This window comes from Rhodococcus sp. AG1013 (assembly GCF_003350365.1).
Taxonomy (GTDB): domain Bacteria; phylum Actinomycetota; class Actinomycetes; order Mycobacteriales; family Mycobacteriaceae; genus Prescottella.
Map to the genome: position 1 here is coordinate 143,305 of NZ_QQAT01000008.1, position 20,153 is coordinate 163,457.

General features: G+C 68.8%; 22 protein-coding genes. 13 read left to right on the plus strand and 9 right to left on the minus strand.

The window, feature by feature from the left end; translation table 11 throughout:
• The first annotated feature begins 64 nt into the window (after window positions 1-64).
• Genes DEU38_RS12570 through DEU38_RS12585 form a run of 4 tightly spaced genes read left to right on the plus strand, consistent with a single transcriptional unit; the run spans window position 65 to window position 3,390 of the window.
• Entirely contained in the window at window positions 65-859 is a 795-nt protein-coding gene (locus DEU38_RS12570; RefSeq protein WP_114721608.1) for an SDR family oxidoreductase, read from the plus strand.
• 32 nt (window positions 860-891) lie between these two features.
• The gene (locus tag DEU38_RS12575; protein ID WP_181818761.1) at window positions 892-1,539 is read left to right on the plus strand and encodes a DUF6636 domain-containing protein; all 648 of its coding nucleotides are present in this window, start codon (window positions 892-894) and stop codon (window positions 1,537-1,539) included.
• Complete coding sequence (locus DEU38_RS12580; RefSeq protein WP_114721610.1) at window positions 1,536-2,234, plus strand: TrmH family RNA methyltransferase; 699 nt, start codon at window positions 1,536-1,538, stop codon at window positions 2,232-2,234. The genes DEU38_RS12575 and DEU38_RS12580 overlap by 4 nt, the downstream gene beginning before the upstream one ends.
• 34 nt (window positions 2,235-2,268) lie before the next feature.
• Entirely contained in the window at window positions 2,269-3,390 is a 1,122-nt protein-coding gene (locus tag DEU38_RS12585; RefSeq protein ID WP_114721612.1) for a glycoside hydrolase family 76 protein, read from the plus strand.
• A gap of 7 nt (window positions 3,391-3,397) precedes the next feature.
• Here the strand turns inward: DEU38_RS12585 and DEU38_RS12590 are convergent, their stop codons facing one another.
• Together DEU38_RS12590 and DEU38_RS12595 are read right to left on the minus strand one after the other, a co-directional pair.
• Window positions 3,398-4,060 (minus strand): DedA family protein, encoded by a 663-nt coding sequence (locus tag DEU38_RS12590; protein WP_114721614.1) that lies wholly within the window; start codon window positions 4,058-4,060, stop codon window positions 3,398-3,400.
• A 2-nt stretch (window positions 4,061-4,062) separates the two neighbouring features.
• The gene (locus DEU38_RS12595) at window positions 4,063-4,794 is read right to left on the minus strand and encodes a VTT domain-containing protein (RefSeq protein WP_397484694.1); all 732 of its coding nucleotides are present in this window, start codon (window positions 4,792-4,794) and stop codon (window positions 4,063-4,065) included.
• A 194-nt stretch (window positions 4,795-4,988) separates the two neighbouring features.
• On the opposite strand from DEU38_RS12595, the gene fbaA reads away from it, so the two are divergent.
• Window positions 4,989-6,026 (plus strand): class II fructose-bisphosphate aldolase, encoded by a 1,038-nt coding sequence (gene fbaA / locus DEU38_RS12600; RefSeq protein WP_114721616.1) that lies wholly within the window; start codon window positions 4,989-4,991, stop codon window positions 6,024-6,026.
• Window positions 6,027-6,122: 96 nt separating this feature from the next.
• Here the strand turns inward: fbaA and DEU38_RS12605 are convergent, their stop codons facing one another.
• Window positions 6,123-6,647: a hypothetical protein gene (locus tag DEU38_RS12605; RefSeq protein ID WP_114721618.1), complete on the minus strand. Its 525-nt coding sequence runs from the start codon at window positions 6,645-6,647 to the stop codon at window positions 6,123-6,125.
• A gap of 92 nt (window positions 6,648-6,739) precedes the next feature.
• Between DEU38_RS12605 and DEU38_RS12610 the strand changes: the two genes are divergently transcribed.
• From DEU38_RS12610 to DEU38_RS12620, 3 genes are read left to right on the plus strand one after another with little or no spacing between them, the layout of a single operon-like run.
• A complete protein-coding gene (locus DEU38_RS12610) occupies window positions 6,740-7,156 on the plus strand; it encodes a DUF3151 domain-containing protein (RefSeq protein ID WP_114721620.1) in 417 nt (138 codons plus the stop codon).
• A complete protein-coding gene (locus DEU38_RS12615) occupies window positions 7,143-8,288 on the plus strand; it encodes an aromatic acid exporter family protein (RefSeq protein WP_397484674.1) in 1,146 nt (381 codons plus the stop codon). Before DEU38_RS12610 ends, DEU38_RS12615 begins: the two co-directional genes overlap by 14 nt.
• Window positions 8,289-8,348: 60 nt before the next feature.
• Window positions 8,349-9,275 carry a cation diffusion facilitator family transporter gene (locus DEU38_RS12620; RefSeq protein WP_114721622.1) on the plus strand — a complete coding sequence of 309 codons (927 nt, stop codon included), beginning with the start codon at window positions 8,349-8,351 and terminating at the stop codon, window positions 9,273-9,275.
• Between the two features lie 18 nt (window positions 9,276-9,293).
• On the opposite strand, the gene DEU38_RS12625 is transcribed toward DEU38_RS12620, so the two are convergent.
• Entirely contained in the window at window positions 9,294-10,217 is a 924-nt protein-coding gene (locus DEU38_RS12625) for an SDR family oxidoreductase (RefSeq protein WP_114721772.1), read from the minus strand.
• On the minus strand, window positions 10,214-10,678 hold the full coding sequence (locus DEU38_RS12630; RefSeq protein WP_114721774.1) for a pyridoxamine 5'-phosphate oxidase family protein: 465 nt from the start codon (window positions 10,676-10,678) through the stop codon (window positions 10,214-10,216). Before DEU38_RS12630 ends, DEU38_RS12625 begins: the two co-directional genes overlap by 4 nt.
• 62 nt (window positions 10,679-10,740) lie before the next feature.
• On the opposite strand from DEU38_RS12630, the gene DEU38_RS12635 reads away from it, so the two are divergent.
• Complete coding sequence (locus DEU38_RS12635; protein ID WP_114721624.1) at window positions 10,741-11,697, plus strand: YafY family protein; 957 nt, start codon at window positions 10,741-10,743, stop codon at window positions 11,695-11,697.
• A 16-nt stretch (window positions 11,698-11,713) separates the two neighbouring features.
• Here DEU38_RS12635 and DEU38_RS12640 read toward each other — a convergent pair whose 3' ends face one another.
• Entirely contained in the window at window positions 11,714-12,676 is a 963-nt protein-coding gene (locus DEU38_RS12640; RefSeq protein WP_114721822.1) for a DUF389 domain-containing protein, read from the minus strand.
• Between the two features lie 111 nt (window positions 12,677-12,787).
• Between DEU38_RS12640 and DEU38_RS12645 the strand changes: the two genes are divergently transcribed.
• Window positions 12,788-13,702: an aminotransferase class IV gene (locus tag DEU38_RS12645; RefSeq protein WP_114721626.1), complete on the plus strand. Its 915-nt coding sequence runs from the start codon at window positions 12,788-12,790 to the stop codon at window positions 13,700-13,702.
• Between the two features lie 72 nt (window positions 13,703-13,774).
• Entirely contained in the window at window positions 13,775-14,080 is a 306-nt protein-coding gene (locus DEU38_RS12650; RefSeq protein WP_114721628.1) for a chorismate mutase, read from the plus strand.
• A gap of 63 nt (window positions 14,081-14,143) precedes the next feature.
• Here DEU38_RS12650 and DEU38_RS12655 read toward each other — a convergent pair whose 3' ends face one another.
• On the minus strand, window positions 14,144-14,923 hold the full coding sequence (locus DEU38_RS12655; protein ID WP_114721630.1) for a site-2 protease family protein: 780 nt from the start codon (window positions 14,921-14,923) through the stop codon (window positions 14,144-14,146).
• 27 nt (window positions 14,924-14,950) lie between these two features.
• Window positions 14,951-15,625, minus strand: a complete 675-nt coding sequence (locus DEU38_RS12660; RefSeq protein ID WP_114721632.1) for a hypothetical protein — start codon at window positions 15,623-15,625, stop codon at window positions 14,951-14,953.
• Between the two features lie 357 nt (window positions 15,626-15,982).
• On the opposite strand from DEU38_RS12660, the gene DEU38_RS12665 reads away from it, so the two are divergent.
• Complete coding sequence (locus DEU38_RS12665; RefSeq protein WP_114721634.1) at window positions 15,983-17,272, plus strand: adenylosuccinate synthase; 1,290 nt, start codon at window positions 15,983-15,985, stop codon at window positions 17,270-17,272.
• Between the two features lie 83 nt (window positions 17,273-17,355).
• Here DEU38_RS12665 and DEU38_RS12670 read toward each other — a convergent pair whose 3' ends face one another.
• A complete protein-coding gene (locus DEU38_RS12670) occupies window positions 17,356-18,558 on the minus strand; it encodes an FAD-binding oxidoreductase (RefSeq protein WP_114721636.1) in 1,203 nt (400 codons plus the stop codon).
• A gap of 194 nt (window positions 18,559-18,752) precedes the next feature.
• Between DEU38_RS12670 and DEU38_RS12675 the strand changes: the two genes are divergently transcribed.
• Entirely contained in the window at window positions 18,753-20,117 is a 1,365-nt protein-coding gene (locus tag DEU38_RS12675; protein ID WP_114721638.1) for an ammonium transporter, read from the plus strand.
• Window positions 20,118-20,153: the final 36 nt, after the last annotated feature.

The window sequence follows — 20,153 nt, forward strand, 5'->3', positions numbered from 1 at the left end:
ACCGCGCGAACGTCACTCTCTCCGATCGCCTCCAGCCTATCCATCCGGCGCCTAGCCTGTCGGCATGCCTCCCACATCACGACGCACCGTGTTCATCACCGGCGCGGCCGCTGGCATCGGCCGCGCGACGGCCCTGAAGTTCGCCGACTCCGGTTACGTCGTCGGCGCCTACGACATCGACGAGGACGGTCTCGAGTCGCTCCGCGCGGAGATCGCCGGCCGTGGTGGACGAGCGCGGACCGGTGTCCTCGACGTCACCGCTCCGGACGAGTGGAAGGACCGTCTGGCCGAGTTCACGTCCGACGACAGGCGGCTCGACATCCTCGTCAACAACGCCGGAGTGCTGTCGTCGGGGCGCTTCCAGGACATTCCCACCGAGGTGCACCGTCGGATGATCGACATCAACGTCGGCGGCACCGTGAACGGGACGCTCGCGGCGTTCGAGTACCTGAAGGAGACGCCGGGCGCCCAGGTGGTGAACCTGTGTTCGGCGTCGGCCATCTACGGTCAGCCCGAACTGGCGACCTACAGTGCCACCAAGTTCGCGGTACGCGGTCTCACCGAAGCGCTCGACCTGGAATGGCGCGCCCACGACATCCGGGTGATCGACATGTGGCCGTTGTTCGTCGGGACGGGGATGGTGCGCGGAATGTCCATCGGCAGTACCCGATCGCTCGGTGTCCGACTCAACGCGGAGGAGGTCGCCGACGCGATCTTCGACACGACACGGGGCCGCCGTCGCCTGCTGCCCAAGGTGCATTATCCCGTCGGCCGGCAGGCGAAGGTGATGTCGGCGGCCGCGCAGTTCTCCCCGCAGTGGCTCACCCGGATGACGAACCGGCTGCTCACCCGCAGTTGAGAACAGTCGCCCGGGGCGGCGACTAGAGTTCGATGTCGGTCGATCGGTCGGGAATTCGTCAGGAGTGCACTGTGCGTCGGGTATCGCTGCTGGGTGTGGGGGCCTGCGCCGCCGTGGCCGCGGTCCTGACTCTGAGCGGGTGCGACGGATCGCCGGACACCCCGGCGCAGGCCGAGGCGACCAGCGCCGCCGTGGCGCCGACCACGACGACGACCGCCCCGGCGCCCACCACGACGACGGTGCCGGTCACCACGACGACGGAGAGCACCACGACGTCCGCGGCGGCCACCACGACGCTCACCGACGTGCAGTTCCAGCGCAACGAGTCGTATTTCTTCACCTCGCCCGACGGCACTTTCAGCTGCGGCATCGTGAGGCTGCCGAGCCGCACCGAGGCGGGCTGCGAGGGGCCGACGAGCCCGATCCCGCCCCGGCCCGACGACTGCATCGTCAGCTGGGGCAACGGGATCCGCGTCGAGAACGTCGGTCGTGGCGGGTTCATGTGCTCGGGCGGACGGGTCTACACGTCCGGGGCGGGCGCCGATCCGGTGCTGGCGCCCGGCGTCGAACTAGCCCAGCTCGGCTTCACGTGCACGACCACGGCGACCTCGGTGACATGCGCCAATGACGAGACCGGCCACGGCTTCACCGTCGCCCCCGATTCGAACGAGACGTTTTGAGCACTGACGACACGAAACCGACCGCCGTCACCGACGAGGCCGACGCACCCGGCCCCACCGAATGGGGTGAGCATCCGTACGGCGTCGGCCCGTGGCTCGAGGAGCACGGGGCGCCGCTGCCCGACGATCCGCGGTACGACCCGCAACTGCTGGCCGAGGGGGACCGCCGCAATGTCGTCGATGCCTACCGCTACTGGACGCGGGAGGCCATCGTCGCCGACATCGACGTCCGGCGGCATCCGCTGCACGTCGCGATCGAGAACTTCGCGCACGACGCCAACATCGGCACCGTCGTGCGGACCGCGAACGCGTTCGCGGCGGCGGCCGTGCACATCGTCGGCCGACGACGCTGGAACCGGCGCGGCGCCATGGTCACCGACCGCTATCAGCACCTGGTGCACCATGCCGACCTGGACGAACTCGCCGTGTTCGCAAGGGACAACGGGCTGACGGTCGTCGCGGTCGACAACACTCCCGGCTCGGTCCCGATCGAGACGGTGGAGCTGCCACGCGACTGCCTGCTGTTGTTCGGGCAGGAGGGCCCCGGCGTCACCGAACAGGGGCACGCGGTGGCGTCGATGACGGTGTCGATCGCGCAGTTCGGGTCCACTCGCAGCATCAACGCGGGCGTCGCGGCGGGCATCGCGATGCACACCTGGATACGTCAGCGCGCGAATCTCGGCCGCGCCTGGTAGCGGAAGTGTCCACGTCCGGGCAAGATCGGTAGGCATGCAGCGCGAATGGTCCGCTCGTGCGGACGCCGCGGAGAACGCGGTGATCACTCGGCACATTCGCCGCGTCTGGGGGATACCGGGTACTGCACTCGCAGTTGTCGCGTGGCCCGCGGTGCGGCGGGAACGAGTGTTCGTGCACTGGCACTACTGGTGGCAGGCACATCTCATCAACTGCACCGTCGACGCCGCCGAACGAAATCCCACCACGCGACGTCGGCGCCGGTTGGCGAGACTCATTCGCGGTCACCGCATCCGGAACTTCTCCGGGTGGACCAACAGCTACTACGACGACATGGCGTGGCTCGGGCTCGCACTCGAGCGTGCCCAGCGGATGCAGCTGATCGACAATCGCAAGGCCCTGGCAACGCTCGAATCGCAGCTGTTCGACGCCTGGTCACCCGACGAGGGCGGCGGTATCCCGTGGCGCAAGCACTCGGATTTCTTCAACACTCCCGCGAACGGCCCGGCCGGGTTGATGCTCGCCCGGAGCGGTCGGTTGTGGCGGGCGCAGGCGATGGCCGATTGGATCGACGACACGCTCCGGGATCCGGAGACGGGTCTGATCTTCGACGGAATCCGCAGCGACGGGACGATCGAGCGCAACATCTACTCGTACTGCCAGGGGACGGTGCTCAGCCTCGAGACGGAGCTCGCGGTCCGCATGGGCTCGCCACGTCATCGGCTGCGGGTGCATCGGTTGGTCGACGCCATCGACGAGCGGCTCACCAAGGGTGGTGTCATCCGCGGCGGGGGCGGCGGCGACGGCGGATTGTTCAACGGGCTCCTCGCCCGGTATCTGGCACTGGTCGCGCTCATGCTGCCGGGGGACGCCCCGGAGGACCTGCGGGCGCGGCGCATCGCGGCGCAGCTGGTGCTCGGTTCGGCCGAGGCCGCGTGGGAGAACCGACTGCAGGTCGAGGAGCTGCCCCTGTTCGGCAAGGACTGGAGCCAGCCCGCGTTGCTGCCGGGGCTGGGAGCGGGAATCGCGACCGTCTCCGCTGGATCGGTGCACTCGTCCGACATCGCGGAACGGGATTTCTCGGTGCAGCTCAGCGGGTGGCTGCTGATGGAGTCGGCCTATCTGGTCTCGGCGGCGGGATATCCGAAACGGCGGTGACGGCCGGTCAGTCGTGCACCTCGTCGACGAGCACATCCTCGGCGGGCTTGGACATCTCGCGTCGGTACCCCCACACGCCCAGCCCGGTGGCGATCACCAGCAGGGCCACCATGGTGCCGAGCACGACCGGCATCAGCCACGGCACGCGCTCGAGCACGGAACCGAAGTAGTAGCCGAGGAGCAGCAGCACCGGCGCCCAGATGACCGCGCCGATGCTGCTGGCCGTGGTGTAGCGGCGATGGTCCATGTTCGCCGCGCCGGCGACCATCGGACACAGCGTGCGGACCCACGGGATCCAGCGCGCCACCAGCACCGCCCAGAACCCGTGCCGGTCCAGCAGGACGTTGACCTTGTGCAGGTTCTTCGCGTTGACGTACTTGCCGTTGCGCCGGGCCACGAGGTGATGGCCGCTGCGTTTGCCGATCGCGTAGCCCACCTGGTTGCCGGCGATCGCGGCACCCATCGCACCGACGGACAGCGCCCAGGTGTGCTGGGCGCCGGACCCGTGCGTGGCCAGCACGATGCCGGCGGTGACCAGCATGGAGTCGCCCGGCAGGAACAGCCCGACGAGGAGAGCGCATTCGAGGAAGACGAAGGTGAGTACGACGATCCACACCAGTGCGGGACCGGCGGATTCGAGCGGTCCGAATGATCCGGCCGCAGTGATCATCGTCAAACGGTCGGGTCTTGGGGAGCGCTGACCCGATCGGGCTCGGTGGCGGTCTCGGCGGGCCGGGACTTACGGGACGAGAAGAAGCGCTTGCCGATCTCGACGATGATCGGGATGACCGACACGAGGACGATTCCGATGAAGATGTAGTCGATGTTGTCGGCGATGAACTGGAACTGTCCGAGCCAGAAGCCGAGGAGGGTGACGCCCGCGCCCCACGCGATGCCGCCGACGATGTTGTACGTGATGAACGTCGAGTACTTCATCTTCGAGGCGCCGGCGACCAGCGGTGCGAACGTGCGCACGATCGGCACGAAGCGGGCCAGGAAGATCGTGATCGGGCCGTGCTTCTCGAAGAACGCGTGGGACTCGTCGATGTAGCTCTTCTTGAAGAACTTCGCGTCGTCGGACTTGAAGAGGGCCGCGCCGCCCTTCGTGCCGATGAAGTACCCCACCTGGTCGCCGAGGATGGCGGCGATGGGAATGGTCACCATCAGCACCCACAGCGGGGCGAACGGCTCGACCTCGGCGGACTTCGACGCCGCGATGAGGCCCGCGGTGAAGAGCAGCGAATCGCCCGGCAGCAGCGGGAACAGCAGGCCGGACTCGATGAAGACGACCAGCAGGAGGCCGACCAGCATCCAGGTGCCGAACGAGTTCAACAGGTTGACGGGATCGAGGAATCCCGGCAGCAATGCCAGATTCGTGGTCACGGACTCCGAGGCTGCCAGCACATTCACGCGCACAAGACTACCGGCGGCCGCTGAGAGCGCGCTGAGTCGACCGTGCCCGGCGAGCCGACACCGAGCCGACACCGAGCCGACACCAGGGGAGGCGCTTACGCGCCAGGGTTGCCATACTGCATAGACCACCGGCGCGCCGTCACAGTCGGCCGCGCCCCCGAACCGTCACATGGAGGACAGCCGCCGTGCCTATCGCAACTCCCGAGGTCTACGCCGAGATGCTCGGTCGGGCCAAGGAGCACTCCTTCGCCTTCCCCGCCATCAACTGCACCTCGTCCGAGACCATCAACGCGGCCATCAAGGGCTTCGCGGACGCCGGCAGTGACGGCATCATCCAGTTCTCGACCGGTGGCGCGGAGTTCGGTTCGGGCCTCGGCGTCAAGGACATGGTGACCGGTGCGGTCGCGCTCGCCGAGTTCGCGCACGTCATCGCCGCCAAGTACGACGTGACGATCGCGCTGCACACCGACCACTGCCCCAAGGACAAGCTGGACACCTTCGTCCGTCCGCTGCTCGCGATCTCGCAGGAGCGCGTCAACAAGGGCCAGAACCCGCTGTTCCAGTCGCACATGTGGGACGGCTCGGCCATCCACATCGACGAGAACCTGGAGATCGCCCAGGATCTGCTGAAGCTGTCGAAGGCCGCGAACATCATCCTCGAGGTCGAGATCGGCGTCGTCGGCGGTGAAGAGGACGGCGTCGAGGCCGAGATCAACGACAAGCTGTACACGTCGCGCGAGGACTTCGAGAAGACTGTCGACGCCCTCGGTGTCGGCGAGAACGGCAAGTACCTGCTGGCCGCGACGTTCGGCAACGTGCACGGTGTCTACAAGCCGGGCAACGTCGTCCTCAAGCCGGAGGTGCTGGCCGAGGGCCAGGCCGCGGCCGTCGCGAAGCTGGGCCTCGCGGACGGCTCCAAGCCGTTCGACTTCGTCTTCCACGGCGGCTCGGGCTCGCTGAAGTCGGAGATCGAGGACTCGCTGCGCTACGGCGTCGTGAAGATGAACGTCGACACCGACACCCAGTACGCGTTCTCGCGCCCCATCGCCGGCCACATGTTCGCCAACTACGACGGCGTCCTGAAGATCGACGGCGAGGTCGGCAACAAGAAGGTCTACGACCCGCGCAGCTACCTCAAGAAGGCCGAGGCCGGCATGACCGCCCGCGTCATCGAGGCCTGCAACGACCTCAAGTCCGCGGGACGTTCCGTCTCCGCCGGCTAGTCCGAGGCTTCTTCCTCACCATCGCATTCTGCGCACCTGCCACCGAGTGGCAGGTGCGCAGAATGCGTTGCGGGGGCCCGACGGGGCGCGGGTGCCTCAGTCGGGGTCGCAGACCTTCCAGGTGCCGTCGACGCGTTCGAGGTCGAACGTGCGCGGCGAGGCGTCCGTCGGGTTGGCCTGCGTGTGTGCGGTGACCTGCGCGATGGCGGAGTCGCCGGTGATCTGGACCGTGTCGATGCCCGTGACGACCGGGACGTTCCCCTGCGCGACGGCGTCGCGGTGCACGCTCGCGAACTCGGTGGGCGGGATGTCGCGGTAGAAGTCGGCGAGCGTGCCGCAGGTCGACGACTGCAGGGTCGCCAGGTCGCCGGACCCGAGGGCGCCGACGAACGTGTCGACGGCGTCGCGGACCTTGGACTCGTCGGCCCCGTGCGCGCCGCCGCGGGCGATGACGAAGCCGGTGACCCCGAGAGCGGCGAGCACGCCGACGACTGCGACAGTCGACGCGATGATCCAGCCGCGCCGCCCACCGGGCTTCGTGGCCGGGGCGACCGGATCGATGCGCTGCGGGCCGGCGCCGGCCGGTGTGGCGCGAGACTGGTTGTCGTTCGGGTCGGGCACGGGACGCCTCTCGGTCCGGGAGTGGGATCGACTGGTGGGCAGCCTATCGGCCCGCGTACGACGCCGGGCACGGTGGACGTAACCTGGACGCCATGACGTCTTTCGGTGATCTTCTCGGCCCGCAGCCCACCCTGCTCCCCGGTGACGAGGACGCGGAGTCGGACCTGCTCAACCACGAGGACCCGGCGAAGGTCGCCGCGGCGCACCCCACCGCGTCGATCGCGTGGGCGTACCTGGCGGAGGCGGCTCTCGAGCAGGGGCAGACCATCACCGCGTACGCGTACGCGCGCACCGGCTACCACCGCGGGCTCGACCAGTTGCGCCGCAACGGGTGGAAGGGCTTCGGTCCGGTCCCGTTCAGCCACGAGCCCAACCGCGGCTTCCTGCGCTGCGTCGCGGTCCTGGCGAAGGCCGCCCAGGCAATCGGTGAGAACGACGAGTACGCACGCTGCCTGGACCTGCTCGAGGACTGCGATCCGCGGGCCGCAGAAGCACTTGGTCTCGGCTAGCCGCTTCGTTCCCCGCCCGGCAGCGGGTAAGGAGCGCGCGCAGGCGTCGGTCCGTCGCCTGCGCGCGTCGGCGCTGCCGGTGCTGCAATGCGCCCTGGCGGCGGGCCTCGCGTGGTGGTTCGCCACCGAGATCGTCGGACACACCCGACCGTTCTTCGCGCCGATCGCGGCGGTGGTCTCGCTGGGCCTGTCGCTCGGTGCACGCCTGCGCCGATCGGTGGAGTTGGTCTGCGGTGTGACGGTCGGCATCGGTGTCGGCGACCTGCTGATCTCGCTGATCGGCACCGGAGCGTGGCAGATCACGCTCGTCGTCGCCTTGGCGATGTCCACGGCGGTGCTGATCGGCAGCGGGCCCATCTTCTCGATGCAGGCCGGCACGTCCGCCGTGCTGGTCGCGACGCTGCTGCCGCCGGGCGACGCCGCCGGCGTCGACCGGATGGTCGACGCCCTGGTCGGCGGACTGGTGGGTATCGCGGTGGTCGCGATCGTGCCCACGCATCCCGTGCGCCGGGCCCGGCGGGACGCCGCCGGCATCCTCGCGACCGCGGCCGAGGTGCTGCAACTGGTCGCCGACGGGCTCATCGAGAACGATCCCAAGCCGATCGAGAAGGCCCTGCGCAAGGCCCGCGCGACGCAGTCGGCGATCGATTCGCTGCGCAGCAATCTGTCGGGTGGCAAGGAGATCAGCCGGATCTCACCGCTGTACTGGGGCAGTCGCGCCCGCCTGGCCCGGCTCACGGCGACAGCCGATCCGATCGACAACGCGATGCGCAACATTCGGGTGCTCTCGCGCCGGTCGCTCTCGCTGGTGCGCGACGACGAGATCCTCGACCCACGTCTCGTCGACGAGATCGAGAAGCTCTCGCACGCCCTCGACGTGCTGCGCCGGATGATTCTCGCCGAACCGGGGGAGCAACCGGATCAGGCGGAGGCGGCCCGGGTGCTGCGGACCGTCGCGTCGGGCATGAAGCCCGAGCTCGTCGAGAGGGCCGGCATCTCCGCGACCGTGGTGTTCGCGCAGATCCGGTCGCTCATCGTGGATCTTCTGCAGGTCGCGGGACTCGAGCGGATCTCGGCGATCGCGACGCTGCCGCCGACAGTTCCCAACCCCGCCTACAAGCCCGAACTCTGACTCCTTTTCATATATGCGAATGTATGCATATGATGGGCCGGACTTACGAGGAGGGTGATCATGGGAGCCGGTCACGGGCACAGCCACGGCAACACTTCGGGCGTCGGCGCCGCCGGTCCGTCGCATACACGGATCCGCAAGATGGTGATCGCGCTCGGGATTCTGATCGCGTTCCTGATCCTCGAGGTGGTCGTCGGCCTCGCGATCGGATCCCTGGCGCTGCTCGCCGACGCCGGGCACATGCTCACCGACGTCGTCGGCATGTCGATGGGGCTCGTGGCGCTGTTGCTCGCGAAGCAGGGGTCCAAGGCCGCGGCCCGCACGTTCGGCTGGCACCGTGCCGAGGTTCTCACGGCGATGGCCAACGCCGTGCTGCTGCTGGGCGTGGCCGCGTTCGTGATGTACGAGGCCATCGGCCGGATCGGTGACGTCCCCGAGATCCCCGGCGTCCCGCTGATGGCCACCGCGGCCGCGGGCCTGGCCGCCAACATCGTGGTGATGCTGATGCTGCGCGGCGACGCGAAGGACTCCATCGCCGTCCGCGGCGCGTACCTCGAGGTGCTCGCCGACGCGGTCGGCAGCGTCGGTGTCCTGATCGCCGGCGCCGCGCTGGTGTTGTTCGACTGGACCTACGCCGACGTCGTCGTCGGTGTGCTGATCTCCCTGTGGGTGGTGCCGCGCGCACTCAAGCTCGCCGGTTCGGCGCTGCGGATCCTCACGCAGGCATCGCCCGCCAATATCGACGTCGACGCAGTCCGGGCGGATCTGTGTGCGGTGCCCGGGGTGTCGGACGTCCACGACCTGCACGTGTGGACCCTGACCACCGGCATGGACGTCGCGACGGTGCATCTGACCACCGATTCGGACTCGCAGCGGGTGCTGGCGTCGGCCAAGACCGTGCTGGACACGCACGGCCTGAGCCACGCCACCGTTCAGGTGGAGTCCGGGGCCGAGGGCTCGCGCTGCCAGGAGGACCTCACTTGGTGACGCGGTGACGCGGAGCGGTCACCGATAGCCCTCGGTGTTCGCGGGCAGGTCCCGGTCCTGCACCTCGACGATGTACCGCCAGCAGTCGGGGCGGGAGCCGTCCACGTCGGTGAAGCCGTATCGCGCGGCCAGTTGGCCGCTCGAGACGACCTGGCCGCTGTATCCGCCTGCATCCGGCGCCGCCGCCAGCGCCGCGACCGCCCGGCCGACGAATGTCGGGGACTCCGAGATCGCGAAGTGCGGTACTTGATCGAGGGCGTCGCGCCAGTTGTCCTCGGTGACGCCGAACACCTCCAGCATCATCTCCGACCGCAGCCAGCCGGGGGTCACCGCGACGGCGGCGCCACCGTGCGGGGCGAGCTCGTACACCTGCGCGGTCGTCATCCGCTGCACCGCCGCCTTGACCAGGTCGTAGTAGAACCCGACCTGGTGCCGGTAGGCGACGTTGTAGTCGGCGGTGCCGTCGGTCATCTCGACGACCAGCCCGCCCGGCCGGCGGATCAGCAGGGGCAGCGCGAAGTGGCTGGTGATCACATGGGTGTCGATGCCCATACGCAGCATGCGCAGGCCGCCGTCGAGGTCGTGCTCCCACAGTGTGGTGCCGAACTGGGCGTAACGGTCGCCGCCGAAGATGTCGTTGACCAGGATGTCGAGGCGGCCGTGTTCGGAGTCGATCCGGTCGATCAGTGCGCGCACCTGGTCGGGTTCGAGATGGTCGACGCGCAGCGCCACACCGTCGCCGCCGGCGGCAGCGATGAGTTCGCCGGTCTCCTCGATGGTCTCGGGTCGCTCGATCTCCGACGGCCCGGCCACCCGGCTGCTGCGGCCGGTCGCGTAGACGGTGGCTCCGGCCCGCGCCAATTCGACCGCGATGGCCCGGCCGGCACCCCGTGTCGCACCGGCGACGAGGGCGACCCGCCCGGTCAGGTCCGGCGCGGTCACCGGCTGGTCCTGGTGACGTCGGCGCCGGGCCGCCACAGGTCGACGTGCAGGCGATCCTCCGACACCGTGGTCAGCACCACCTCGTCGACGCTCAGTTCGAAGATCTGTGCGTCGTCGCCGGGGTTCTCGGGATAGGAGTCGAGGATCGCCTGCTTCTCGGTGCCGGTCAGTTCGCGGGCGCGACCGGAGATCTTGGCGTCGCCGCCCTCCATCGAGTGGTGGCCCGGATTCGAGTGCAACGAGTACCGCGGATCCCGTTGCAGGTCCCGGACCTTGCGGGCGCCGGGCATCGAGCCGAGCACGAGCAGCCCCCGGAAGATCTCGACCTCGGTGCCGCTCACGCGCGGTGAGCCGTCGGCGCGCAGCGTCGCGATCACGTGGTGCTTGTGCGCGGTCAGTCGCGCACGGACTGCCTCGGCCAGCGCCGGGGCCTGCTCGGAGAACTCCTGCCAGGTTGTCATGCCGTCAGTGTGCGCGCCGATCACTGACATCTTGTGTCAGTGATTATTCGTAGACTTTCCGGGTGCGCTCCTCCCGACTGCTCAATCTGATGCTGCGCTTGCAGGGTGGCCCCGGCACCACTGCCGCCCGGCTGGCCGAGCAACTCGGCGTCTCGGTGCGGACGGTCTATCGCGACGTCGCGGCGCTACAGGCCGCCGGGGTTCCGGTGTGGACCGAGAGCGGGCCCGGCGGTGGGATCCGTCTGCTCGACGGCTGGCAGTCCAAGCTCAGCGGCATGACGGGCGCGGAGACCTCCGCGCTCATGCTGCTCGGTATCCCGGACGTCGCGCAGGACCTCGGGCTCGCCGACGTCGCGGCCCGCGCGGAGTCGAAACTGCTGGGGGCGCTGCCGCTTCCGCTCCGGGCCGGCGCCCTGCTGTGGCGCGAGCGCCTGCACGTGGACGCGCCGGGCTGGTTCGAGTCGACGCCGTCGGGGGAGCACCTGCCGGCGGTGGCGGCCGCGGTGTTCGAGGGGCGACGGCTCCGCATCCGGTACCGGCGTCGGGGTGGCGAGGCCACCCGCACCCTCGATCCTCTCGGCCTGGTCGCGAAGGCGGGTGTCTGGTACCTCGTGGCGCGGCACCGGGATCGGACGTTGTCGTACCGGGTCTCGCGGATCGACGGCGCGCAGGTGCTGGATGCGCAGGCCGCGCGCCCGGACGACTTCGACCTGGCCGCGTGGTGGGCGGCGTCGATGGCGGAGTTCGACCGGGCGTTGCTGCGGTACCCGTGCCGGCTGCGGCTGTCGCCGTACGCGTGGCGACGGCTGCCGGACGTCGTGGGGGAGGAGGCGGCGCGTGTCGAACCGTCCGAGGCGGACGAGCAGGGCTGGGTGACGGTCGATCTGATGCTCGAGGCCGAGGAGGTGGCGCTCGATCAGCTCACCGCGCTCGGCGGCGGCGTCGAGGTGCTGGAGCCCGCTTCGTTGCGCGCCGGGTTGCGGGCGGTCGCCGAGGAGGTGGCGCGCCGCAATCGGTGATCCGCGCTGCCGGCCGTCACAGCATGCGGCGCCGCCGGTCCAGCGCGCGGGCTCGGCGCACCGACACCCGAGACCACACGGCCTGCTGGATCGCCAGTGTCGCCCACCCGGCCAGCGCCATCCCGGACAGGTTCAGCAGCAGCTGCTGGGTGCTGCCCCAGACCTCGTGCCAGGCGCCGAAGGCCAGTGCGAGGCCGATGTTGCCGGCCGCGGGAACCGTTGTCACCGAGATGAACACACCGGACAGCCCGCCGAGCTTCGCCGAGGTGATCGACAGCACCCCCGCGGCCGCCGCGATGACGGCAACGATGAACGACCACTTGTCGGGTGAATAGATGAACGCGGTGTCCGGGCGGGGTCCGGTGACGTCGTCGATCGTCATCCAGCCGAGCATCCGTCCGCCCACGGCGGCCAGCGCGGTCACCCCGATCGCGACGGCGAATCCGACCAAAAGGGTCCGCACGGCGGTCGCGAGCAGCACGAAGCGGCGCTTGACCAGGGCGACACCGAGCGCGGCGATCGCGCCGAACTCGGGGCCGAGGACCATCGCACCGATGACGAGGATCTGCGAGTCGGTGATGATCGCGATCCCCGCCAGCAGCGTCGCCATCGTCATGAAGCTCAGGTACGTCCAGTTCAGTTCGACGTCCTCGTAGGACCGCTGCGCGACCTCCGCCCACACCACGGCGTCGGCGCTGCTGCCCGGGCTGCTGAGCTCGGCGTCGAGTCCGCTCCGGGACAGCCAGGTCGTCACCGGCTCGATCTCGATGCTGCCGCGGTGGTGCAGGTCGGTGGCGCGGAGCTTCTCGATCACGTCGTTCGCGACCTCGCGGGCGATGTCGGCGTGGACGAGGTCGCCGGTCGGGCGCACCGCCGCGCCACGGAGGACGGCGAGCCCGCTGACGGCCGGTTCGTCCTCCAGGATGCGGACCGCGTCGTCCGTGAGATCGGTGGGCGAGAGGATCCGCAGATGGAGCATGCGCACAGTGTGCCGGGCCGGGCCGGGCGCGGTGACGGTGGGATGCCGCGGCGGCCGGGCGGGCACGAATTCGCTTTCCGCCGGGGCGCGGCGTCGATAGCATTCCCGGCCATGGCTATCCCGCATCCGCACGTGTACTACGGCGACCGACTCGTTCCCGCGTCCGAGGCCACTCTGGGAGTCGCCACGTCCGCCGTCCTGTACGGCCTGAGTGTCTACACCGTCTTCCCGGTGCGCGCCGACGGTGGTGTCCGCTCGGCCTTCCGCCTGGCCGACCACTACCGACGTCTCGTCGAGTCCTGCAAGATCATCGGCATCGACCGGTTCGCCGACGAGTGGAGTTTCGACCGTTTCGTCTCGGCCGCAACCGAACTCGTCGACGCCAACGCGCCCGGCTCGGACGTCTTCGTGCGGGCCACCGTGCACGTCGACGAGTCGATTCCCGGCACCCGGGTGCGTGGTTGCCGGACCGTCGTGTCGATGTTCGTTTACGACGCGGTCCCGATCGTCCCGCAGGACGGCATGCGACTGAAGACCAGCACGTGGCGGCGTATCCCCGACTTCGCGATCCCCTCGCGTGCCAAGGTCAACGGCGCATACGTGAACTCGGTGCTGGCCAAGCAGGACGCGATCGATGCCGGCTACGACGACGCGATCTTCCTCGACGGCGCCGGGCACGTGTGTGAGCTCAGCGCCGCGAACATCTTCCTGGTCCGCGGCGGGACCCTGATCACGCCCGACGTCTCGTGCGACATCCTCGACGGCATCAACCGGCGCACGCTGCTCACACTTGCCGCGGAGGACGGCATCCCAGTCGTGGAGCGCACGGTCGATCTCACCGAGCTGTACATCGCGGACGAGGTCTTCGCCACCGGCACCTCGGCCGGTGTGGCTCCGGTGACCGAGGTGGACGGCCGCATCGTCGGCGATGGCACGACGGGCCCGATCTGCGAGGCGCTGCGGAAGCGGCACACGGCGGCGCTGCGTTCGGACGCCCTGCACGGTTGGGTCACCGTCCTCGCCTGACGGCCGGCGCCGGCGAGATCGGGTAGTGAACTACCTACGTGTCCGCGCGACCGCGTACCTAGCGTTGTTGGCATGACCAGCGCACAGGTGACGAACATGTCGACGAACCGGGAGGCGGACCGCCGACCGGACGTCGACATCGAGCAACTCCGGGGCGAGATCGACCGTCTGGATTCACAGATCCTCGCGGCGATCCAGCGGCGCACCGAGATCTCCCGTCTGATCGGTGAGGTGCGAATGCTCGGCGGCGGTACTCGTTTGGTGCACACCCGAGAAATGAGTGTGCTGTCGCGTTTCGACGACCTGGGGCCGGAGGGGCACACGCTTGCGTTGCTGCTGCTGCGGCTCGGGCGGGGGCGTCTGGGTCATGCCATGTGACCGGCTGACCCCGGTCAGGAACCGACCGGGGTCGGCGCGGTCACGTGCGATGAACTGTGCGGGTCAGGTCCGCCAGAACTGCATCAGGTAGCTGCCGAAGGCGGCGTAGTAGTCGGGGATGCCCGACAGTCCGAACAGCCAGTAGATCGCGTCGAAGAACGCGGAATTGATCTGCGGGACGAACAGCAGCGCGATCAGCAGGAGCAGCCCGTACGGTTTGATCTTGTCGAGCGATTCGCGCGTGCGTGGCCGTAGATGCGGTTCGAGGGCGCCGTATCCGTCGAGCCCCGGCACCGGCAGCAGGTTCAGCACGGTGGCCATCACCTGTAGGAACGCCAGGAAGCTCAGCCCACTCCAGAACATCTGGTTGTGCCCGTCCAGTCCGAACAGCCGGATCACCACCAGCAGCACGACCGCGGCCGCCGCGTTCACCGCGGGCCCGGCCAGGGAGATCCGCGTCTGTACGCGGGGCGGCATCGACCCGGTCCTCAGGTACACCGCGCCGCCGGGCAGTCCGATACCGCCGATCGCAAGGAACAGCACCGGCAGGCCGATCGACAGCAGCGGCTGGGTGTACTTGCGTGGATCGAGGGTGAGGTAGCCGCGCATGACGACGTCGTGGTCGCCGTGTCGCCACGCGACGAACGCATGGGCGAACTCGTGCAGGCACAGCGTGACCACCCAGCCCGCGACGACCAGCAGGAACACGCCGATCCGGCCCGACGTCGCGTAGTCCGTGGACCGCCACGCGAGGACACCACCCAGCACGGCGACCGCCACGATGCCGAGGAACACGGGGCTCGGCCGGACCGTGGAGGAGCGGGTACGCGAGTCGGGATACATGCCTCCCAGTATCCAGGCGAGCGTGGTTCAGGCGCCGTAGACGAGAAGCCAGTCCTCGTGGTGGCGGTAGAAGGTCGAGCGTTTGACCGCCCGCGGGGTGCGGACACCGTCGCGGGTCAGTACCGCCGCCGGCGATCCGAGTTGGACGGCGCGTCCGGTGAGCCAGCGGTGCCCGCCGAACCAGCGTCGCTTGTCGACCGTCGCGCGCACGCCGGGCAGTTCGGGAATCGGAACGATGCGCATTCCGGGGACGGTGCCGGAGAACAGCCGGGTGTCGTCGACGTACGCCTCGCCGATCAACTCGCCCGCATGCTCGGATCCGTAGATGCGGGCCTCACCGACGAGGGCGATGCCGGCGTCGTCGCGGATCAGGGGCAGCGGCCGCGCCACACCGGAGACGGCGATCGAGGCCGCCTTGGATCCGGTCCGCAGTCCGTACGCGTGGGTGGCGTCGGTCCGCTCCTCCGGAACGTAGGCGAGTTCGATGTGCAGGCGCTCGGTGCGCATCAGCCGGGTCAGCGCGGCCGCGAACGCGCCGTCGTCGCCGACGATGACCAGTCGGGGCTTCTCGACCGTCTCGAGCTTGGCGAACGCCTCGTCGAAGTCGTCCTTCTCGGGGAGGGCGGGCGCGTTGAACACGTCGAGCGACCGCAGCGCCAGCGGTAGCGGCCCGTCGCCGCACTTGAGCACTACCGGGGTCATGACACTCCTTGCTTGTCCCCGACGCTGCGGTTCGGATCCGGCGATTCGGAGGATGGGCGTGTGGGTGAGCAGTTCGAACCTGGAGCCACGAACCGCCCGTCTTCTCACGTTCGTCGCCACGCCACGGCAGCGGCGACGGAGCATCCGTCGCGCGCAAAGGCATTTCGATGTCTACCCGAACGCGGGCGGGCGTCGCAAACGGTCGGGCCGCTTCGCTGCCCGTTTTGGGCGGGTTCGGAGGGCTAGTGGGCTGGACGACGGTCGGTCTCGGCTAGACTGTGCGTCCGGCCACTGCCTACACCACGGCAGGACCATGCAGTCGGATACGTCTGCACGTCGACCGTAGGAGACAGGGAAATGCCGGCAATCGTCCTCATCGGTGCCCAGTGGGGCGACGAAGGTAAGGGCAAAGCTACCGATCTACTGGGCGGAAGCCTGCAGTGGGTCGTGCGGTACCAGGGCGGCAACAACGCGGGACACACCGTGGTCCTGCCGAACGGTGACAAGTTCGCACTCCATCTGATCCCGTCGGGCATCCTCACGCCGGGCGTCACGAATGTGATCGGCAACGGCGTGGTGGTGGACCCGGGCGTGCTGCTCGAGGAACTCGCCGGGCTCGAGGAGCGTGGCGTCGACACCAGCGGGCTGCTGATCAGCGCCGATGCGCACCTGATCATGCCGTACCACGTGGCCATCGACAAGGTCACCGAACGCTTCCTGGGCGCCAAGAAGATCGGTACCACGGGTCGCGGGATCGGCCCCTGCTACCAGGACAAGATCGCGCGTGTCGGTGTCCGCGTCGCCGACGTCCTGGACGAGAAGATCCTCACCCAGAAGGTCGAGGCCGCCCTGGAATTCAAGAACCAGGTGCTCGTCAAGATCTACAACCGCAAGGCCCTCGATCCCCATCAGGTGGTCGACGAGGTCCTGACGCAGGCCGCGGGCTTCAAGCACCGCATCGCCGACACGCGTCTGCAGCTCAACCAGGCGCTCGAGCGCGGCGAGACCGTCCTGCTCGAGGGCTCGCAGGGCACGCTGCTCGACGTGGACCACGGCACCTACCCGTACGTGACGTCGTCGAACCCGACGTCCGGCGGTGCCGCGGTCGGTTCCGGCATCGGCCCCACCAAGATCGAGACGGTGCTCGGCATCCTCAAGGCGTACACCACGCGTGTCGGCTCGGGTCCGTTCCCGACCGAGCTGTTCGACGAGTCCGGTGAGTACCTCGCGGTCAAGGGCGGCGAGGTGGGTGTCACCACCGGTCGCGCGCGTCGCACCGGCTGGTTCGACGCCGTGATCGCGCGCTACGCGACCCGCGTCAACGGCATCACCGACTACTTCCTCACCAAGCTGGACGTGCTGTCGAGCCTGGACACCATCCCGATCTGCGTCGCGTACGACGTCGACGGTGTGCGCGTCGACGAGATGCCGATGACGCAGACCGACGTCCACCACGCCAAGCCGATCTACGAGGAGATGCCGGGCTGGTGGGAGGACATCTCGCACTGCCGCACCTTCGAGGAGCTGCCGGTCGCGGCGCAGAACTACGTGCTGCGGCTCGAGGAGCTGTCGGGTGCGCGGATCTCCTGCATCGGTGTCGGCCCGGGCCGTGACGAGACCATCGTCCGCCACGACATCCTGGCCTGACCCTCCCCGTGTGACCGAATGTCACATGCGTTCAGTTCGACTGAACGCATGTGACATTCGGCGTTTCGGGGGTCTTCTCGGGCTCAGCGCATCTCGCCCGCGCCGGCGTACGGGTGCAGGCTGGCGAGGGGTTTGCCCTCGTCGAAACGGCTGTAGCGGAAGTCGTTCCCGTCGACGGCGGGGTCGCTGCTGATGCCGTCGAGCAGCAGGTCCGCGGCCAGGCGTCCCACGGCCGGGGAGATCTTGAAGCCGTGGCCGCTGAAGCCCACCGCGAGGAACAGGCCCTCGGCGGGGGCGGGGCCGATGATCGGGTTGTAGTCGGGCGTGATGTCGTAGCAACCCGCGTACGACGACGCGAGCCGCGCGTCGGGCATGTGGGGCAGGATCCGGTCGAGTTTGCCGATCGCGGTCTCGACGAACCCGTCGGTGGCGCGGTTGGGGTAGTTGTCCGGATCGGCGAACTCGGGTGCGGAGTGGTCGCTGTTGCCGACCAGCAGGTGCCCGTTCGGCTCGCGTCGAATGTATTGCAGATTGACCAGATCCGAGAACGTCGGGACATCGGGGGTGGGTTCGCCCTGGTCCACCAGGACCAGTTGCTCGCGCTGCGCGCGGATCGGCACATGCACGCCGGCGGTCGCCGCCAGTGCGGGACTCCACACCCCGGTCGCCAGTACGACGGTGTCGCAGAGGATCTCGGAGCCGTCGCCGCACGCGACGCCCACCACGCGCTCGGTCTCGTCCTGGATCAGTCGAACAACGCTGGTGGACTGCCGGATTCGGACGCCCAGTGCGCGGGCGCGGGCGCCGTACGCCATGCCCGTCATGTACGCGTCGCCGTGCCCGCCGAGCGGTTCGTAGGCGAACCCGGCGAAGTCGTCGAGGTGGAGTCCCGGCCACATCGTGCCGACGGCGTCGGCGTCGATCAGTTCCACCGGGACGCCGAGGCCGCGGTGCATCTCGACGTTGGCGTGCAGTGGCGTCAGGTTGGCCGCGTCGACGCCGACGACGTATCCGGTCTGCCGGAAGCCGATGTCGGTTCCGAAGATGTCCTCGGCGCGGGAGAACACGTCGACGCCGTGCCACGCCATCGCGGCGAGTGACGGAACTCCGTAGTGGCACCGGACGATTCCGCTGGACTTGCCCGTCATGCCCGAGCACAGCGTGTCGCGTTCGAGGACGATGACGTCGGTCTCGCCGCGTTCGGCCAGGGACCACGCGATGGCCAGTCCCTCGAGTCCGCCGCCCACGATCACGATTCGTGCGTGCTCCGTCGTGCTGTCTGTCATCTCGACCTCCGGTCACCGATGTTTCTTGATGATGGACAGTGTTGCATGAAGTGAAACAGACGCAACCCCGGATTTGCTGTGCGAACCCTGTTACGCACTGTTCACCGGAGCTACTCGCAGCCCTTACAGCCGCCGTTCACTCTCGGATGACCTCGATTCCCCGTGTAAAACGGGCCGACACAAGGTGGGCAGATATGGAGCAGGCTCTCGCGGCGGCCGATACCGCATGGTTACTGGCAGCCTTCACTGCTGTTGCGTTGATGATCCCCGGGCTCGCGCTGTTCTACGGCGGCATGGTGAGCATTCGCAACTCGCTCAACATGATGATGATGACGTTCGGCTCGTTCGCCGTCGTCGGTGTGCTGTGGGTGCTCTTCGGCTACTCGGCCGTCCTCGGTAACTCCTTGGGCGGCTTGGGTATTCTCGGCGATCCGCTCGAGTTCGTCGGGCTGGGGCAGTTGCTCGAACCGGCCGCGGAGCCCGCTCTGCCGCCGGCCCTGGTGGCGGGATTCCAGATGCTGTTCGCGGCCATCACGGTCGCGTTGATCTCCGGCGCACTCGCCGACCGGATCAAGTTCGGTTCCTGGATGCTGTTCGCCGGATTGTGGGTCAGCCTCGTGTACTTCCCGGTGGCGCACTGGGTGTTCGCGTTCGACTCCGACGACGGCAGCGTCATCGGTGGCTGGATCGCGAACAAGCTGGGGGCGATCGACTTCGCGGGCGGCACGGCCGTCCACATCAACGCCGGCATCGCGGCGCTGGCGATGGTGCTGGTGCTGGGCAAGCGGTACGCATTCCCGAACATGCCACGCCCGCACAACCTTCCGCTGACCCTGCTAGGCGCGGGCATCCTGCTGTTCGGTTGGTTCGGCTTCAACGGCGGCTCCGCGCTCGCGGCCGACAATGCGGCGTCCGTCGTCGTCCTCAACACGGTGTCCGCGGCGTGCGCCGGGATCTGTGGCTGGCTGCTCGTCGAGCGTCTGCGTGAGGGCCGGCCGACCTCGCTCGGTGCGGCGTCGGGTCTCATCGCGGCGCTGGTCGCGATCACCCCGGCCTGTGGTGCGGTGTCGCCGATCGGTGCCCTGCTGATCGGCGCGGCCGCCGGCGCGTTGTGCTGCTTCGCGGTGTCGCTGAAGTTCCGCCTGGGCTACGACGACGCCCTCGACGTGGTCGGCATCCACCTCGTCGGCGGCATCCTCGGCACGCTGCTGATCGGTCTGCTCGCCACCGAGGACGCCCCGAACGGCGTCGCCGGACTGTTCTACGGCGGTGGCTTCGCACTGCTGGGCAAGCAGGCGCTGGCAGTGGGTGTGGTGCTGGCCTACTCGTTCGCGGTGACGTGGATCATCGCGAAGGGCATCGACCTCACGCTGGGCCTGCGGGTGCGGCCCGAGGACGAGCACGAGGGCCTCGACGTCACCGAGCACGGCGAGACCGCGTACGTGACCGAGACGGTGTCGGTGACGGTGTCCGGGTCGGGTCCGGTGGATCCGGCGGCCGTCGCGGATGCGGCCGAGGCGCTCGTGACACGCGCTGCGAACACCGAACAGCGCACGTAGCGGCGCATCGCACGATCGGGGCGACCGCTGCCCGTC

What these genes read in the sequence shown, in the direction of transcription:
- DEU38_RS12650 (WP_114721628.1), top strand. Translation starts at nt 13,775, where the DNA reads ATGACCAGCGCACAGGTGACGAACATGTCGACGAACCGGGAGGCGGAC.
- DEU38_RS12630 (WP_114721774.1), bottom strand. Translation starts at nt 10,678, where the DNA reads ATGACAACCTGGCAGGAGTTCTCCGAGCAGGCCCCGGCGCTGGCCGAG.
- DEU38_RS12585 (WP_114721612.1), top strand. Translation starts at nt 2,269, where the DNA reads ATGCAGCGCGAATGGTCCGCTCGTGCGGACGCCGCGGAGAACGCGGTG.
- DEU38_RS12620 (WP_114721622.1), top strand. Translation starts at nt 8,349, where the DNA reads ATGGGAGCCGGTCACGGGCACAGCCACGGCAACACTTCGGGCGTCGGC.
- DEU38_RS12575 (WP_181818761.1), top strand. Translation starts at nt 892, where the DNA reads ATGTCGGTCGATCGGTCGGGAATTCGTCAGGAGTGCACTGTGCGTCGG.
- DEU38_RS12675 (WP_114721638.1), top strand. Translation starts at nt 18,753, where the DNA reads ATGGAGCAGGCTCTCGCGGCGGCCGATACCGCATGGTTACTGGCAGCC.
- DEU38_RS12645 (WP_114721626.1), top strand. Translation starts at nt 12,788, where the DNA reads ATGGCTATCCCGCATCCGCACGTGTACTACGGCGACCGACTCGTTCCC.
- DEU38_RS12660 (WP_114721632.1), bottom strand. Translation starts at nt 15,625, where the DNA reads ATGACCCCGGTAGTGCTCAAGTGCGGCGACGGGCCGCTACCGCTGGCG.
- DEU38_RS12670 (WP_114721636.1), bottom strand. Translation starts at nt 18,558, where the DNA reads ATGACAGACAGCACGACGGAGCACGCACGAATCGTGATCGTGGGCGGC.
- DEU38_RS12655 (WP_114721630.1), bottom strand. Translation starts at nt 14,923, where the DNA reads ATGTATCCCGACTCGCGTACCCGCTCCTCCACGGTCCGGCCGAGCCCC.
- DEU38_RS12570 (WP_114721608.1), top strand. Translation starts at nt 65, where the DNA reads ATGCCTCCCACATCACGACGCACCGTGTTCATCACCGGCGCGGCCGCT.
- DEU38_RS12610 (WP_114721620.1), top strand. Translation starts at nt 6,740, where the DNA reads ATGACGTCTTTCGGTGATCTTCTCGGCCCGCAGCCCACCCTGCTCCCC.
- DEU38_RS12590 (WP_114721614.1), bottom strand. Translation starts at nt 4,060, where the DNA reads ATGATCACTGCGGCCGGATCATTCGGACCGCTCGAATCCGCCGGTCCC.
- DEU38_RS12640 (WP_114721822.1), bottom strand. Translation starts at nt 12,676, where the DNA reads ATGCTCCATCTGCGGATCCTCTCGCCCACCGATCTCACGGACGACGCG.
- DEU38_RS12665 (WP_114721634.1), top strand. Translation starts at nt 15,983, where the DNA reads ATGCCGGCAATCGTCCTCATCGGTGCCCAGTGGGGCGACGAAGGTAAG.